General features: G+C 59.5%; 13 protein-coding genes. 6 read left to right on the top strand and 7 right to left on the bottom strand.

Annotated features, from left to right (window positions below; translation table 11 throughout):
• Positions 1-110: 110 nt before the first annotated feature.
• From N5D22_RS04225 to polA, 5 genes are all read right to left on the bottom strand, one after another.
• Positions 111-1,457 (bottom strand): sigma-54 dependent transcriptional regulator, encoded by a 1,347-nt coding sequence (locus tag N5D22_RS04225; RefSeq protein WP_279654529.1) that lies wholly within the window; start codon positions 1,455-1,457, stop codon positions 111-113.
• Positions 1,454-3,256, bottom strand: coding sequence for a sensor histidine kinase (locus N5D22_RS04220; protein WP_279654528.1), 1,803 nt, complete (start codon positions 3,254-3,256; stop codon positions 1,454-1,456). The genes N5D22_RS04225 and N5D22_RS04220 overlap by 4 nt, the downstream gene beginning before the upstream one ends.
• A gap of 185 nt (positions 3,257-3,441) precedes the next feature.
• Positions 3,442-3,627, bottom strand: coding sequence for a 50S ribosomal protein L32 (gene rpmF, locus N5D22_RS04215; protein WP_003507205.1), 186 nt, complete (start codon positions 3,625-3,627; stop codon positions 3,442-3,444).
• Positions 3,628-3,819: 192 nt separating this feature from the next.
• Complete coding sequence (locus tag N5D22_RS04210) at positions 3,820-4,539, bottom strand: DUF1868 domain-containing protein (protein WP_279654526.1); 720 nt, start codon at positions 4,537-4,539, stop codon at positions 3,820-3,822.
• A gap of 75 nt (positions 4,540-4,614) precedes the next feature.
• Positions 4,615-7,608: a DNA polymerase I gene (polA, locus tag N5D22_RS04205; protein ID WP_279654525.1), complete on the bottom strand. Its 2,994-nt coding sequence runs from the start codon at positions 7,606-7,608 to the stop codon at positions 4,615-4,617.
• A 416-nt stretch (positions 7,609-8,024) separates the two neighbouring features.
• Here polA and N5D22_RS04200 point away from each other — a divergent pair, with 416 nt between their 5' ends.
• Positions 8,025-8,459, top strand: coding sequence for a MarR family transcriptional regulator (locus tag N5D22_RS04200; RefSeq protein ID WP_279654524.1), 435 nt, complete (start codon positions 8,025-8,027; stop codon positions 8,457-8,459).
• A 236-nt stretch (positions 8,460-8,695) separates the two neighbouring features.
• Entirely contained in the window at positions 8,696-10,087 is a 1,392-nt protein-coding gene (locus tag N5D22_RS04195; RefSeq protein WP_279654523.1) for a dipeptidase, read from the top strand.
• 406 nt (positions 10,088-10,493) lie between these two features.
• On the opposite strand, the gene N5D22_RS04190 is transcribed toward N5D22_RS04195, so the two are convergent.
• Positions 10,494-10,703: a cold shock domain-containing protein gene (locus tag N5D22_RS04190; RefSeq protein WP_003492998.1), complete on the bottom strand. Its 210-nt coding sequence runs from the start codon at positions 10,701-10,703 to the stop codon at positions 10,494-10,496.
• Between the two features lie 477 nt (positions 10,704-11,180).
• On the opposite strand from N5D22_RS04190, the gene N5D22_RS04185 reads away from it, so the two are divergent.
• The 3 genes from N5D22_RS04185 (at position 11,181) to N5D22_RS04175 (ending at position 15,097) form a co-directional block, all read left to right on the top strand.
• Positions 11,181-11,639 carry a YbaK/EbsC family protein gene (locus tag N5D22_RS04185; protein ID WP_279654522.1) on the top strand — a complete coding sequence of 153 codons (459 nt, stop codon included), beginning with the start codon at positions 11,181-11,183 and terminating at the stop codon, positions 11,637-11,639.
• Between the two features lie 146 nt (positions 11,640-11,785).
• Complete coding sequence (locus N5D22_RS04180; protein ID WP_279654521.1) at positions 11,786-14,080, top strand: transglycosylase domain-containing protein; 2,295 nt, start codon at positions 11,786-11,788, stop codon at positions 14,078-14,080.
• A gap of 288 nt (positions 14,081-14,368) precedes the next feature.
• The gene (locus N5D22_RS04175) at positions 14,369-15,097 is read left to right on the top strand and encodes a sugar transferase (RefSeq protein ID WP_279654520.1); all 729 of its coding nucleotides are present in this window, start codon (positions 14,369-14,371) and stop codon (positions 15,095-15,097) included.
• 96 nt (positions 15,098-15,193) lie between these two features.
• On the opposite strand, the gene N5D22_RS04170 is transcribed toward N5D22_RS04175, so the two are convergent.
• Positions 15,194-15,769 carry a cytochrome c family protein gene (locus N5D22_RS04170; protein ID WP_279654519.1) on the bottom strand — a complete coding sequence of 192 codons (576 nt, stop codon included), beginning with the start codon at positions 15,767-15,769 and terminating at the stop codon, positions 15,194-15,196.
• Positions 15,770-15,918: 149 nt separating this feature from the next.
• On the opposite strand from N5D22_RS04170, the gene N5D22_RS04165 reads away from it, so the two are divergent.
• On the top strand, positions 15,919-16,674 hold the full coding sequence (locus N5D22_RS04165; RefSeq protein ID WP_279654518.1) for a 3-deoxy-manno-octulosonate cytidylyltransferase: 756 nt from the start codon (positions 15,919-15,921) through the stop codon (positions 16,672-16,674).
• Positions 16,675-16,681: the final 7 nt, after the last annotated feature.

The following is a 16,681-nucleotide window of genomic DNA, read 5'->3' as shown; positions in this document are numbered from 1 at the left end:
CCGTTCAGCAACGGCGGTGTTGCCGGGAGGCGCTCTTTTATCGCCATCATGAACGGCGATGGGTGGATTTCGACCCATCAGGCCTCGCGCGTGGGTGGAAATCCACCCATCTACACCTCTGTCATATGCCGATGCAGTTCATATTTCTGCATTTTTTCGTAAAGCGTTTTGCGGGAGATACCGAGGCTCTCATAGACGGATTTCAGATTGCCGCCATGGGCGGCGATCGCGCGCGCGATCAGGCTCTTTTCATAGGCTGCAACACGTGAGGCAAGCCCCGCCCGGCCATCGTCCTGAAACGGCGGCGACGTTTCGGATCCATCGCTTTCCAGACCCAGAACGAAGCGGTCGGCCGCATTGCGCAGTTCCCGCACATTGCCAGGCCATTCCCGCAGCGAAACGGAAGAAAGCAATTGTTGCGGAACCTCCATATCTTCCCGCCCAAAACGGGCGGCGGCTTCCCGCACCAGATGCAGGAAAAGCAGCGGTATGTCGGCGCTGCGCTGCGACAGGGACGGCACAAGGATCGTCGCCACGTTCAACCGGTAGAGAAGATCGGCGCGAAACCGGCCTGCGGCAACTTCCTGTTCCAGATCGACCTTGCTGGTGGCGATGAAGCGGACATCGAGTTCGACGGTTTCATTCGAGCCGAGGCGGGTAATCACCCGTTCCTGCAAAACCCGCAGGAACCTGCCCTGCAGCTCGAAAGGCATGGAGCCGATCTCATCCAGCAGGATGGTGCCGCCGCGGGCATGTTCAAACTTGCCGTAACGTGGTCTTAACGCACCGGGAAAGGCGCCGGCCTCATGGCCGAACAACTCGCTTTCGATCAGCGTCTGCGGTAGGGCGGCGCAATTGATCGCAACGAAGGGCCGGCTGGCTCTGGCGCTGATATCGTGCAGCGCCCGCGCCACCACTTCCTTGCCTGCACCGGTATCGCCGACAATCAGCGTATCGGCATCCGTCGCGCCGATGGCGCGGATACGATATCGCAGATCGACCATGATCTGGGTTCTGCCGGGCAGGCGCGTTTCGAGATCGTCATGTTTGCCGGCCACCGCCTTCAGGCGGCGGTTTTCCAGCACCAGCGCCCGCCGGTCATTGGCCCTTTTGATGATGCCGGCAAGATATTGCGGCGTGAACGGCTTCTCGATGAAATCATAGGCGCCGTTGCGCATGGCGTTGACGGCCAGCTGCACATCGCCATGGCCCGTCATCAGGATGACAGGTATTTCCGCATCAAGCTCCCGCACCTTCTGCAGCAATGTCATGCCATCCATGCCGGGCATGCGGATATCGCTGACCACGACGCCGTCGAAACTGTAACCGATGAGCTCGAGCGCATGTTCGGCGCTCGCCAGCATGGTGACGCTGAAGCCGGAAAGCTCCAGCGCCTGCGCGGTGGAAAAGCGCAGCTCTTCCTCATCGTCAATCAACAGAACCCGCGACATGGTCATTCCGCAGCGACCTCCATGCGCCAGGCGGCGGCGGGCAATTCGATCTCGAACTCCGCCCCGCCCCCTTCGTGGTTTCGGACACGCAGCTGGCCGCCGAAATCCTTGATGATGTTATAGGAGATGGAAAGGCCGAGACCGAGGCCGCGCCCGACGCCCTTGGTGGTGAAAAACGGATCGAAGATGCGCTCCGCGATAGCCGGAGGGACGCCCGCACCGCGGTCGCGGACGGAAATCGATACTGTCTGGCCGCGCTGCACCGCCTGCAGTGTAATGCGACGATCCTCGCGTCCTTCCACGGCATCGGCGGCATTGGAAATAATGTTGACGAGTACCTGCTGCAACCGCACCGGCCCCGCCTTGACCGCCAGCGGCACCGGGCCCAGATCGACATCCAGCACCGCATCGGCGGCCTTCAGCCGCGCACCGACGATTTCTAGCGTATCGCGCAGCACCGCTTCCAAACCTACCGCCGCCATTTTTTCATTGGGCTTGCGGGCGAAATTCCTGAGATGTTTGCTGATCGACGCCATGCGGTCGATAAGGCCGGAGATGCGCCTGAGGTTTTCCGTCACCTCCCCCAGTCGCCCGCGCTCCACGAGAAGCGAGGCGTTTTCGGCGTAATTCTTGGCGGCGGCAAGGGGCTGGTTGAATTCATGCGAAAGCGCCGCCGACATCTGTCCGAGGGCGGCAAGCTTGCCCGCCTGCACCAGATCGTTCTGCATCCTGCGCAACTGTTTCTCGGTCTGGCGGCGTTCGGCGATCTCGTGCTTGATCTCCTGGTTGACCCGCGCCAGATCGGCGGTGCGCTCCTCCACCCGGCGTTCCAGTTCCGCCTGCGCCTCCGCCTGATGGGTCAGGCGTTCGCGCAGGCGCCGCCGCCGCTGCAGCATGGCGGCGATAAGGGCGGCGGCAAGACACAGGCACAGGATGATCGCGATCATCGCCGTCTTGACCTGCGTTCGCAGCGAACCCGTATCCATCAGCACGCTGACGGTCCAGCCCGCATCCGGCATCGGCTGCGACAGGACCATATATTCCCTTTCTCCGTCCTCCTGGGCGATCGTCATCAGCTGGTGCGAGCCGAAATTGCCGTTTTTCACCGGCAGTTCCTTCAGCGCGGCATTAGCGTAACGGCGGGAAGCCTCCGTGCGCGCCAGCCTTTCCGGCGTCAGCGGCATCAGACCGGAATAAAGCCATTGCGGCGTTCCGGTCATGAAAATGATACCTTCCGGGTCCGAGACGAGAATGCGGTTCTCGCCATCGCCGAAGGACGCTTCTATGCCTTCAATATCGACCTTGAAGACGATGACACCCTTGATTTCTTCATTGAAGAGGATCGGTGCGGAAAAATAGTAACCGCGCTTGTGGGAGGTGGTGCCAAGCGCGAAGAACCGCGACTGGAAGCCCTTGGCCGCATCCTGAAAATAGGGACGGTAACTGAAGTTCTCGCCGACGAAGCTGGTCGGCCCATCATAATTGCTGGCCGCGATGGTCTCCCCGTCGAGCGTTATGATGTAGATATCGGAGGATTCCAGCAGGGCGTTGATGGATTTGAGGTAGATATTGGCGCGCTGGCGCAGTGCGGCATCCTTGGGATGCGCAACCAGTTCCTCAATGTCGTCGTGGTCGGCAATCAGCGCGGGAAGCGGCTCATAACGGCTCAAAAGCCCGCCGAGGGCAGAGACGGCCAGCCGGAGCGTGGTGCGGCCCTGCTCGGACATTTCGCCGAAATAGCTTTCCGCAATGATGCCGTTGCCCCTCGTCACGGCGCCATAACCAAGGCCGAGGCTGAGAAGCATCAATAAAATCCAGCGATATTTCACCGATACTCCCCTCCTGTTGCAGGCATCACACCTGCTCTCCCTGAAAGAGTGTAGGGGGAGCGGCCGCATTTTCCAAGTGAGCGGAAAAGACAGCGGAACGGCCCTGAAAACAAAAAACCGGCCACAAGGGCCGGTTTTTGCAAAGATGACTTCAGAAAAGCTTATGCGCTTTCCTTCGGCGTCAGAACCTGACGGCCGCGATACATACCGGTCTTCAAATCGATATGGTGCGGACGGCGCAGTTCGCCGGAGTTCTTGTCTTCAACGTAGGTTGCAGACTTGAGACCGTCAGCCGAGCGGCGCATACCGCGCTTGGACGGGCTTGTTTTTCTTTTTGGTACAGCCATTTTTGTTACTCCACTTAAGCGGCGAAACAACGGAACCGGCCAGAACCAAAGGCCGAATGTCGGATGTCTCGATATCGGAAATTTGGCGCGCTTATACATGCCCAAACGGGCTTTGACCAGCCCTGACGCGCATTTTTTCCGATTCAACGGAATCAGCGCGGCAAGCCACCCTCATGCATCACAAATCGTAGCTCATATCTTATCGAAAGCGATCAGTTCCTTGAAGTGGTTCATGTCCCGGAATTCACAGAAAGCTGGTGGCCGCATTTCAATAACCGGCGCTGCGGCGCGCAACTTTTCCAGCTCTTCGTCGAGCATCGCCTGCCAGCGCGGCAGGCACTCCGGCGCAAACCAGCTGATGATATAGGACAGGGTGATGTGAAACTCGTAAGTGTCATGGTCAGGGTGGCGATAACCGAAGAGGTCGGCGAATGTATCCCGCCACAGAGCGACGATGCGATCGTCCTCGGCGGTTGCGCCCTTCATGACCAGTCCTGCCGGACGCAGGCCTGTAACCTGCATGTTGAAGGCCGGCAGGGCCGGAAAAGCGGAAAGGCGATCGCGATAATAGTCCGTCATCATGTTGATCGGCGTATCGAGCGGCATGTTCTCCGGCCAGTAGGGTAAAGCGCGCCGAAACTCGATGATGCCCTGAAACACCGTCATATGCAGGCTGGAAACCGGCGTGAAGGCAAGCTGTGACGCCTCCGGCATATCCAGAAAGCGCTGGCGGGTCGCAATAATGGCTTTTTCGGTTTGCGATCCCTCGACAAGATGGCAAACGACCGTATTGCCCGGCTCCGGCAGGAACTCGCCATCCGCGTTGAAGCGGCTGCCGAGATGGCGCGGCGGCTGATCGTGGTTGGCGGCGGAAATATAGTCGATATCTTTCGAGACGCGCGGGGCGTGCATGGGAAACTCCTTGTGAGACGTTTCCCCTAGTCCCCGCAGGCGACAAAGCAATGACATCCGCCGGTCATTGACCGATCAATGCGCCTCATCCCAATTGTCAGCGGCGCGGGCATCCACCTTGAGCGGCACCTTCATGGAAATCGCCGGCATGGCGGCATTTTCCATGACCGACACGACGACCGGCAGGGTCTTTTCGATTTCCGCTTCCTCGACTTCGAAGATGAGTTCGTCATGCACCTGCAAAAGCATGCGGGCGGAGAGTTTTTCCGCCTCCAGCGCCGGCTCGATACGGACCATCGCACGGCGGATGATATCGGCTGCGGAGCCCTGGATCGGCGCATTGATGGCGGCGCGTTCGTTGAAGGCTTTCACAGACGGGTTGGAAGAGCGGATTTCCGGATAATGGGCGCGGCGGCCGAAAATCGTTTCGACATAACCGTTTTCGCGGGCAAAGGCCTTGGTTGCCTCCATGTAATCGCGGATACCCGGAAAACGCTCGAAATATTTCTTGATATAGTCGCTCGCCTCCGAGCGCGCGATGCCGAGCTGATTGGCGAGACCGAAAGCGGAAATGCCGTAGATGATGCCGAAGTTGATGGCCTTGGCGCGGCGGCGCACTTCCGACGGCATGCCTTCCACCGGCACGCTGAACATTTCCGATGCCGTCATGGCGTGAATGTCGATGCCGTTTTCGAAGGCGTTGCGCAGTTGCGGAATGTCGGCGACATGGGCAAGCACGCGCAGTTCGATCTGGCTGTAATCGGCCGACAGAAGCTTGTGCCCGGGCGTGGAGATGAAGGCCGTGCGGATCTTGCGGCCTTCCGCGGTGCGGACCGGAATGTTCTGAAGGTTCGGTTCCGACGAGGACAGACGCCCCGTCGTGGTGGAGGCGAGCGCATAGGATGTATGCACCCGTTTCGTCTCCGGATGAATATAACCGGGAAGCGCATCCGTATAGGTCGACTTCAGCTTGGTCAGCTGCCGCCAGTCGACGATCTTGCGCGGCAGTTCGACACCTTCCGCCGCGAGGTCCTCCAGAACCTGCGCCGAGGTTGACCATTGGCCGGTCTTGGTTTTGGAACCGCCCGGCAGGCCCATCTTGCCAAACAGGATATCGCCGAGCTGCTTTGGCGAGCCTATGTTGAAACGCTCGCCCGCCAGCTCGTAGATTTCCTCTTCGAAGGCTGCCGCCTTCTGGGCGAGTTCGCCGGAAAGACGTGAGAGAATCTGCCGGTCGACGGTGATGCCGCGTTCTTCCATATGCGCCAGAACCGGCACAAGGGGCCGTTCCAGCCGCTCATAAACCTTGGTCAGCCGTTCGGAAACGAGCCGGGGTTTCAGCGCCATCCAGAGCCGCAGCGTGACATCGGCATCTTCCGCCGCATAGGCCGTCGCCCTGTCGATGTCGACAAAATCGAAGGTGACGCTTGATTTGCCCGATCCGGTCACGTCCTTGTAGGCGATCGGCGTATGGCCAAGCCAGCGTTCGGACAGCGAATCCATGCCGTGGGTGGTCTTGCCAGCCTCAAGGACATAAGAAATCAGCATCGTGTCGTCGAAGCTCTGCATGACGACGCCGTGGCGTTTCATCAGCAGATAGTCATATTTGAGATTCTGGGCGACTTTCAGGACCGCCTCATCCTCAAGCAGGTCCTTCAGACGCTCCAGCGCCTCGGCGAAGGGTACCTGGCCTTGCGCCAGTCGGATACCGTCGCTGAACAGATCGCCGCCGGAACCCGTCTTGTGCGTCAACGGAACATAAGCGGCGCGGATATCCGTGCCCGAAGCGTCCTTGCCGTTATCGGCAATGGCCAGCGAAAAACCGACAAGTTCCGCCTGCATCGGGTCGAGCGAGGTCGTTTCGGTATCGAAGGCGACGACCCCCGTTTCACGCGCCGCAGCGATCCAGCGGTCCAGCGCGGCCAGGTCCCTGATCGTCGTATAGGCGGCCGTATCGATCTTGGCGTCGGCAAAAAGCGCCTGTCGCGCCGTGGCGAGATCGGCAGGCGCGCTACCCTCCCCGGCGGTCTTTCTTGCAGCAGCGGGCGGAGCCGGAGCGTTTGTCGCCTCGGCGGCCGCTTCACCCGACGTTGCGGCGGTCGGCATATCGAGGTCGGGGCCATGGGCATCGGCGCCCCATTGCACAGGCACCGTGGCGGGGTCGATAGCCGATGCGTCTGTTTCGGTGGCTTCGGCAACGCGGCGCGTCAGCGTCGTGAATTCCATCGCCTTCAGGAAGGCGATGAGCTTCGGACCATTCTGCGGTTCGAGCACCAGTTCTTCGAGAGACTGCTCCAGCGGCACATCGGTCCTGAGCGCCACGAGCTGCCGCGAAATACGGGCAAGATCGGCATTGGCGATGATGTTTTCCCGGCGCTTCTGCTGCTTGATTTCGCCGGCCCGCGCCAGGAGCGTATCGAGATCGCCATACTCTTCCAGCAATTGCGCCGCCGTCTTCGGCCCGATGCCGGGAATGCCGGGCACATTATCGGTCGAATCGCCGGTCATCGCCTGCAGGTCGATCATCTTTTCCGGACCGACGCCCCATTTTTCGATGACATCGGGAATGCCGATCTGCTTGTCCTTCATGGCGTCGTACATATGGACATTGGCGGTGACGAGCTGCATCAGATCCTTGTCGGACGAAATGATGGTGACATCGGCGCCAACCGCCTCGGCCTGCCGGGCATAGGTGGCGATGATGTCGTCCGCCTCGAAGCCTTCCGTCTCGATGCAGGGAAGATTGAAAGCGCGCGTCGCCTCACGGATCAAACCGAATTGCGGCACAAGATCTTCCGGTGGCGCCGAGCGATTGGCCTTATAGAGATCGTAAAGTTCGTTGCGGAAGGTTTTCGACGAATAGTCGAAAATCACCGCAAAATGGGTAGGCGTCACGCCGACATCGGTATTGCGCGCATCCTTCAGCAGCTTCCACAACATGTTGCAAAAGCCGGAAACAGCGTTGACCGGCAGCCCATCCGACTTGCGGTTCAAGGGCGGGATGGCGTGGAAGGCCCGGAAAATGAAACCGGAGCCGTCAACGAGGAAAAGATGATCGCCTTTTTTCATGGGTAGCATGGATAGCGCGGGGCCGTTTTGACGTCCACCGAAACTTCGCACAACGCACCGCAAAGCACAGGGAATGGAACAGCCGCAAAAGCGCACAAAATTCACCTGAACGTTACCGATTTGTAATCCGTCCCTCCCTTGAAAAGCCGCATTTGCAGACACATTTCTTGGAGGACGGCGCCTGATCACGCCGTAGTCTGATAGCTGGCTCGTCCCCCGCCGCGTCAGACCGGACAAAGGCCTTTCCCCCTCTCCGGGCCTTTGTCCTCCAATATGACCGCCATGGCCGACCCCTCCCGGCCATGGCGGTTTTATTTTGCGACGTGTTTCGGGCTGGCATAAACATATCATGCGATATATATCGCACTATCGAAATTGCCGGCCAGCCCCGGCCACGACGCATGACGGACGGAAGAATGGTTTTTTCCCGGGACGAATCGGCAATCTACCTCGCTGCGAAAATGGCGCGGGAATTCACCATGGCGCTGCAGAAAAGAGCCGCAGCACTGGGTTTTTCCCCTGGGCAATTCCCGATCCTCATCGAACTCTGGCACGAAGAAGGCCTGACTCAGCGGCAATTGCTTGATAGAATCGATATAGAGCAGGCGACACTCGCCAATACGCTCTCACGCATGGAACGTGATGGGCTGATCATCCGCAAATCCCACCCGAGCGACCGTCGCGCGCAGATCATCGAACTGACCCAGCGCGGCAGGGATCTGGAGGCGAATGCGATTGCCGCTTCCGAGGCGACCGAAGACACCCTGCTTGCGGATTTCCGGCGCTTCGAGAGACAGCTCCTGCTGGAATATATGCGCCGGGGGATCGAAAGCGCCAAAAAAGCGAAGTAGCATCTGCGCCTGGAATCGCTTTTATCGCCCTGACGTCTTTCATCGCCAAAGCTCCTGGTTTTGTTTCTGCGTATTTTCGTACGGAAAAGCGCTTCGCAGTTTCCGTGAACTGCTCTATCGTTCCGGCGGCCGCGCGCCTGCCGATTCACGACAGGCTCGCCCTTGTTTCCCGCGATGCGCGATGCCCGGATGTTTCGTCTTTTCGCCGGGTCACGACAGACATGACAGGATCAGCGATGACAGACGTTTCCCCCATTCTTTCCAACGCCGACGACAACCTCACATTCAGCCTCGAGCGGCTGTTCGAACTCGTGCGCATTCCGTCGATTTCCACGGACCCCGCCTACAAGGCGGAGTGCCGCAAGGCGGCGGAATGGCTGGTCAGAACGCTTTCCGCACTCGGCTTTACGGCTTCGGTTCGCGATACGGCCGGCCACCCGATGGTGGTGGCGCATCACGATGCGGCCAGCGAAAATGCCCCACATGTGCTTTTTTACGGTCATTATGACGTGCAGCCGGTCGATCCGCTCGATCTCTGGGAAAACGATCCGTTCGAGCCCGCCGTCAAGGATATCGGTGCCGGCCGTCAGGTAATCACCGGACGTGGAACGGCAGACGACAAAGGCCAGCTCATGACCTTCGTCGAGGCCTGCCGCGCCTACAAGGCCGTCAATGGCGGCCTGCCGGTGCGCGTCACCATTCTCTTTGAAGGCGAAGAAGAATCCGGTTCGCCATCGCTGAAGCCGTTCCTCGAAGCCAATGCGGATGAGCTGAGGGCCGATTATGCGCTGGTCTGCGATACCGGCATGTGGGACCGGGATACACCGGCGATCGCCGCTGCCCTGCGCGGGTTGGTCGGCGAAGAAATCGTCATCACCGCCGCCGACCGCGACCTGCATTCCGGTCTCTTCGGCGGGGCTGCCGCAAACCCCATCCATATCCTGACCGATATTCTCGCCGGCCTGCATGACGAGACTGGCCGCGTGACGCTTGCCGGCTTTTATGACGGCGTGGAGGAAACCCCCGCCAATATCAAGGCCTCCTGGGAGACGTTGGGCCGCACCGCGGAAGCCTTTCTCGGTGAAGTCGGCCTTTCGGTTCCCTCGGGCGAAAAGGGCCGCTCGGTGCTGGAGCAGACCTGGGCGCGGCCGACCGCGGAAGTCAACGGCATCATCGGCGGTTATACGGGCGACGGTTTCAAGACCGTGATCGCCGCGAAAGCCTCCGCCAAGGTGTCGTTCCGCCTCGTCGGCGAGCAGAACCCCGCAGCCATTCGCGAGGCTTTCCGGGCCTATGTGCGCTCGAAAATTCCGGCCGACTGCTCGGTTGAGTTCCACGAGCATGGCGCATCGCCGGCCATCCAGCTGTCTTACGATTCACCCGTGCTGACCAAGGCCAAAAACGCGCTTTCGGAAGAGTGGGCGAAACCCGCCGTCGTCATCGGCATGGGCGGCTCGATCCCGATCGTCGGTGATTTCCAGAAGATGCTGGGCATGGATTCGCTGCTTGTCGGCTTCGGCCTGACCGACGACCGCATCCATTCGCCGAATGAGAAATACGACCTGCAGTCATTCCACAAGGGCATCCGCTCCTGGGTCCGCATCCTGGATGCACTGGCGGCGAAATAATAAAAAAGGAAGCGTCGGGCACCCGGCGCTTCCTTTTCTTCCATTTGCTCGTCGCAAAAACAAAAAGGCCGGGCAAGCCCGACCTTTCCATCCGTTTTCGTCAATGCCAGTACATCCGTGGTCAAAGCGTTCAACGGTCTGATGTTCCAGAGCGCGTCCACTCGCGTCGACGCTGCTTTCACCATCAGGATCGGCTGCTTCGGTTAATCTTTGGTTAACACGATAACAGCGGCACTTTCAAAATGCCCGCCTGACAGTTTTCATCCGAAACACTGTTGAACCCTATATTGGTATGCCACCCCGCCTTTTCAAGGCCCGTGCGTCGTTACGGTCTTCCAAAAGAAAAAGGCCGGAAAAATCCGGCCTTTCCATTCATGCGAATGATCCTTTCGGACCAAAGCGCTTATTAAGCGGCAACGAGGTTGCCTGCGGACATCTTGCCCGAGCGACGATCCTGCATCAGCTCATAGGAGAGCTTCTGGCCGTCGTTGAGGGCGGTCAGACCAGCGCGCTCAACAGCGGAGATGTGAACGAATACGTCCTGCGAACCGTCGTCCGGCTGAATGAAGCCGTAGCCCTTGGTTGCGTTGAACCACTTTACTGTACCAGTCGCCATAACGATTTCCTTCCGTTGGCAATTGTATTTGCACTGCGAGCAGTGCGGACTTGGGTCGAATTTGAAGGAAAGATCGTCGTGTGCACCCCAAAAGGCGCCGAAGCTCTGGTCGTCAAACAAATATCGATGGGCGAACACGTAGGTTGGAAGGGGCTGAAAGTCAAGTTTCTTTGAAAAACGGGGCGATCTTTGTGAACCAAAGACGAGACGAAGCCATCGGAAACAGGGCCCTAAACAGCAAAAACCCGGCGCGGGAGGAGGTGCGCCGGGTTCTTGAAACTGACTGACAATTGGGAGGAGGAGTATTGTCAGTCCAATCGGGCGACGCTGGGAGGAGGAGTGCGTCGCTTCGATGGTTTGAACATACAGGATATCAGCTTAAAAAACAGACGCTTCATCGCAGCGCAGCATTGCGAAAAATGCATAGCTGTTTCGGGGCGACTTGAAGCTTCTCCGCGTAACGCCTAATAAATACGCATGTCTATCGAATCCGTCAGAGCCTTTTTCACCGAGAAGTCGCCCGAAGTGGCCGTAATTGAAACCGAAGCGAGTTCGGCGACGGTTGCGCTGGCCGCCGAAGCGCACGGCGTCGAGCCCGACCAGATTGCGAAAACCATCTGCCTGAAGGCGGGTGACACCATTCTTCTCGTCGTCGCCGCCGGTACGAAGCGGCTCGACAACCGCAAATTCCGCGATCATTTCGGCGCAAAGCCGCGCATGCTGGGACCGGAAGAGGTGGTTGCGGTGACCAGCCATCCCATCGGTGGGGTGTGCCCCTTCGGCCTGCCCTCCCCGCTTCCGGTGTTTTGCGACGTCTCCCTGAAAAACTATCATGAGGTGGTTCCCGCGGCCGGCGCCACCAATGCGGCGGTGAAGATTTCGCCGGAAGTGATGGCCGAATTGACGGGTGCGGAATGGGTCGACGTCTGCCAATGACGCCGATTTGATCCGGCCAGGACTTAACCCCGCCTTAAATTGCCGCATTTAAACTCTTCATCCTGGATTAAGGATCGCGCAGGCATAGAAGCCTTAAACCCGAACGGGATGCGCGCGGTTTCGCGAATAGGAGCGACTTCGGCTGGATGGCAGGCAAAGGTAAATCACGCGAAAGGGTAGAGCCCTCCTTCGGGGATTTCCACGAGTCCGGTGACGATCTGCGCCTTGACGCCAGCGAACGCATCAGCGGAACCACAAAGCAGCAAGCCGGGAGGCCGAAGCCGGCATCCGTCCGCACCAGATCCGGGAAAAAGGAAAAGCGCACCCGCAGCTCCGGCCGTGGCGCGACGGGCTTCATTCGCTCGCTTGTTTACTGGTGCATCGTCCTCGGCATCTGGGGCGGCATCGGCGTTGCCGGTCTTGTCCTTTATTATGGCGCGCGCATGCCGAGCGCCAGCAGCTGGTCCATTCCCGAACGTCCGCCGAATGTGAAGATCGTTTCGGTGAATGGCAGCGTGCTCGCCAATCGCGGCACCACCGGCGGCGAGGCTCTCGCGCTGGAAGACATGTCGCCCTATATTCCACAGGCCGTCATGGCAATCGAGGACCGGCGGTTCTATTCGCATTTCGGGGTCGATCCGCTCGGCCTCGGACGCGCCATCGTCACAAATGTGCTGACGGGACGAACCGTGCAGGGCGGCTCGACGCTGACGCAGCAGCTCGCCAAAAACCTGTTCCTCTCGCCGGATCGCACACTGGAACGCAAGGTTCAGGAAGTGCTGCTGTCCTTCTGGCTGGAACATGAATTCACCAAGGACCAGATACTCGCGATGTATCTCAATCGCGTCTATTTCGGCTCCAACGCCTATGGCGTCGAGGCCGCCTCCCGGCGCTACTTCAACAAATCAGCCCGTGACGTCAATCTGGGCGAGGCGGCAATGCTTGCCGGGCTTCTTAAGGCGCCCTCGCGGCTTTCACCGGCGCGCGACCCGCAGGCGGCGGAGGAGCGGGCGCAGGTCGTGCTGCAATCCATGCGCGATGTCGGCTTCATCACCGATGACGAAATCAAGACCGCCATGTCGCAGCCGCCGACCAAGGCGAAACGTTTCTGGTCGGGCGCCGAACACTACGCCGCCGATATGGTGCTGGAGGAAGTGCGCAGCCTGGTCGGAGAGGTCAAGCAGGACATCGTTGTCGATACCACCATCGACCCCAATCTCGAGCGTGACGCCGAAAAGGCGCTGACCCACGTGCTGCAGGGTGATGGCAAGAAGCAGGGCGCTTCGCAGGCGGCGCTGGTTTCCATCGATGGCACCGGCGCAATCCGGGCCGTGGTGGGCGGGGCGGATTATGCCGAAAGCCAGTTCAACCGCGCCGCCAAGGCAAAACGGCAACCCGGCTCGGCATTCAAACCCTTCGTTTACGTCGCCGCGCTCGAATCCGGGCTTTCCCCCTATACCATCCGCAATGACGCGCCTGTTCGTATCGGTAACTGGACCCCGGAAAACTACGAGAAGAAATTCCGTGGCGAGGTGACACTCGCCACTGCGCTCGCCAATTCGCTGAACACGATTGCCGCGCAGCTGGTGATGGAGGTCGGCCCCGAGCGGGTGACGCAGGTGGCCCATCGCATGGGCATCGAATCGGAGCTGCAGAACAATGCGTCCATCGCGCTCGGCACCTCGGAAGTGTCGCTGATGGAACTCACCGCCTCCTATGCCCCCTTCATGAATGGCGGCTACAAGGCGACGCCGCATATCGTCCGGCGCATCACCGACGCCGACGGCAAGGTGCTTTACGAAAACAAATACGACAATCCGCCGCGCGTTCTGAGTGAAGAGATTGCCGCAACCATGAACGGCATGATGTCGCGCGTCATCACCGAAGGCACCGGCAAGGCCGCACGCCTGCAAGGCTGGCAGGCTGCGGGAAAATCCGGCACGACCCAGTCCTTCCGCGATGCGCTTTTTGTCGGCTACACAAGCAACCTTACCACGGGTGTCTGGTTCGGCAATGACGACGGCACTTCGATGAAAAAGGTCACCGGCGGCGGACTTCCGGCGAGGGCCTGGAAGGATTTCATGACCGCCGCCCATTCCGGGCTCTCGCCCTCACCGCTTTTCGGCCTCGGCGCAGGCGGCGTGCCGCCGCTTGGGGAAATGCAGCAGCCGGCACCGGAAACCGCCCCCTCATCCATCGGCGATATTATTTCCAACGCGCTGGGTGGTGGAACGACCGATACGCGGGCCTATCCCGACGCGCCCGTTTCACCAAACCAGCCGGGTATGGCCATGCCGCCTGCGAATATACCCTCCCGCGATATCGAACCCGGCTACCAGGCCGGCAACGGGCCTGTACCGCCGGCCGATATAGGCGGTCAGGCGCCCGCACCATCGGGCCCAAAACAGACGACGCTTCTCGATATTCTGATGGGGAATTAACCGGCACCGGACAACGGACCGGCCGACACCATGGGGGATGACTCGGCAGCGGTGACCCGTTCGTCTTCTCACAGATCCCGCTTTTCCGGAGACTTGGCCTGTCGCATCCGCAGCCATGGGCGGCGAGGATATGAAACACGCAACATATGCGTGCGCAGCCATTAACCCTAGATTGCCATTTGCACAAAGGTGGCTACATTTCGAGTGACTTTTTAGGGTAAATGAATTACTAATGGCTCATATAAATTAATTTTCTTGTTTCAAAATAACTTTTCAGGGTTCGATATTATGCTGGGTACTAAAAGCTCATCGCATGCCGTTTTTTACGGCGCTCCCTATTCTGCCGCCGCCGCCTTTGAAACGGCGGAAATACAATCACCCCTGTCGGGAAAAAAACCATCAAACTTGTTGCGCAGCCAGTTTGCGCTCAAAAGAACCATCGATATTACAGGGGCATCCATCGCCCTTGTCGCACTTGCGCCGGTATTGGCGACCGTTGCATTGCTGGTGAAGCTCGACAGCAAGGGCCCGGTGCTGTTCTCGCAGGTCCGCTGGGGCATGAACGGGAGAAAAATCCGCGTCTATAAATTCCGCTCGATGCGGGCCGAACTGGGCGACGCCACCGGGGTGGCGCAAACGGTGAAGAACGATCCGCGGGTAACCCGTATCGGCGCCATTCTCCGTCGCACCAATATCGACGAACTGCCGCAGCTGATCAATGTGTTGAAGGGCGACATGTCGCTGGTGGGGCCTCGCTGCCACGCGATCGGCATGCTGGCGGCCGGCCGGCTTTATGAAGAACTGGTTCCCCATTACCATATGCGGCACCGGATGCGGCCGGGTATAACCGGACTTGCACAGATGCGGGGACTGCGCGGCCCGACCGATCGCAGCGACAAGGCCCGTGCCCGCATCGTTTCCGATCTTTATTACGTCGACAATTTTTCGGTCTGGCTGGATATCAAGATCATGGTTGGAACCGTGATTTCCGAATTACGCGGCGGCAAGGGCTTCTGATTCACCGGAGGCCGTTCTCGCAGCCTCAAATCCGCCCGCAAATACAGAAAAGCCCGGCAGCGATGCCGGGCTTTTATCATGAAATCATCATGACAATCAGTTTGTCGGCGCGGGAGCCGCAGCAGGATCCGGAAGCGGCGCCGGGTTGGCCGACAGCGTCCGCAGATAAGCGATGAGATCGGCGCGTTCCGTTTCCTTCTTCACACCCGCAAAGCCCATGGCCGTGCCGGGGACGTGTTTCTTGGGAGCTTCGAGGAAGAAGCTGAGATGATCGTAATCCCAATGCACGGAACCGCCCTTGGAGAAATCCTTCATCCCTGCGGAATAGCTGAAACCTTCATGGCTGGCGATCGGCCGGTTGACGATATCGAAGAGATTGGGGCCGACCTTGTTTGCACCACCACTCTCTCCGGTATGACAGCTCGTACACTTCTTGAAGACCGTCTCGCCCTTGGCGGCATCGGCGCTGGCAAGCAATTGCGCGATCGGCGTCGCCACGGCAGCAGCTTCCCCGCCGCCAGCCTCACCGCCGCTCTCTGCTGCGGCAATGGCGTAACCTTCCTTTTCGGGCGCAGGCGCATGGAAAATGCCCTCAGACGCAATCGACACCGACATCAGGACGAAAACCGTGCCAAGCAACGCCCCAACGCCCATATTTACATAAGAATTCATCTATATGCGCTCCCTCGCATCCGCTTGATATAACGGGCATCTTGAAATTGCTCGAAAGCTATGGCTTTTGCACAGCCTGCGCAACTTGAATAATGCTCCCCACACCGTGACGTTTTGACACTTTTCGGGCGGGATTTGAAGGGTGTCGGATGAAGAATCGGGAATTCGAGAAAGCTGTCGTCCTCATACCGGCGCGGATGGCGTCCACACGCCTGCCCGGCAAGCCGCTCGCCGACATTGGCGGCAAGCCGATGATCGTGCAGGTTGCCCTGCGGGCGCGCGAAGCCGGTGCGGAGCGAATTGTCGTTGCGGTCGATGACGAACAGGTGTTTTCGGCCGTCAAAAATGCCGGCTTCGACGTGATGATGACCCGCGACGACCACCAGTCCGGCTCGGACCGCATTTTCGAGGCTCTGCAAAAGGCCGACCCCTATGGCAAGGCGGAATATGTCATCAACGTCCAGGGCGACCTTCCGACCATCGAAGCGGAGACGATCCGCGCTTCGCTGCGCCCGCTGGAGAATGCCGCCGTCGATATTGCGACACTGACGGTCGAAATCACCGACGAAGAGGAAAAGACCAATCCGAACGTGGTGAAAGTGGTGGGCAGCCCGCTTTCCGAGACGCGGTTGCGCGCGCTTTATTTCACCCGCACCACCGCCCCCTATGGCGACGGCCCGCTTTATCATCACATCGGACTTTATACCTATCGCCGCGCCGCGCTGGAGACATTCGTGAGCCTGCCGCCCTCGCCGCTGGAAAAACGCGAGCGGCTGGAACAGCTGCGCGCGCTGGAAGCGGGGATGCGCATCGACGCCGAAATCGTCAGTTCCGTGCCGCTCGGCGTCGACACGCCGCACGATCTGGAAAAAGCCCGCAAAATTCTCGCAAGCAGAACCCTCTAACGGACAG

The organism is Agrobacterium sp. GD03872, from assembly GCF_029840625.1.
GTDB classification, from domain to species: domain Bacteria; phylum Pseudomonadota; class Alphaproteobacteria; order Rhizobiales; family Rhizobiaceae; genus Agrobacterium; species Agrobacterium fabrum_A.
The sequence above is the reverse complement of the archived record's forward strand: the minus strand, read 5'-3'. Positions and strand labels throughout refer to the sequence as shown.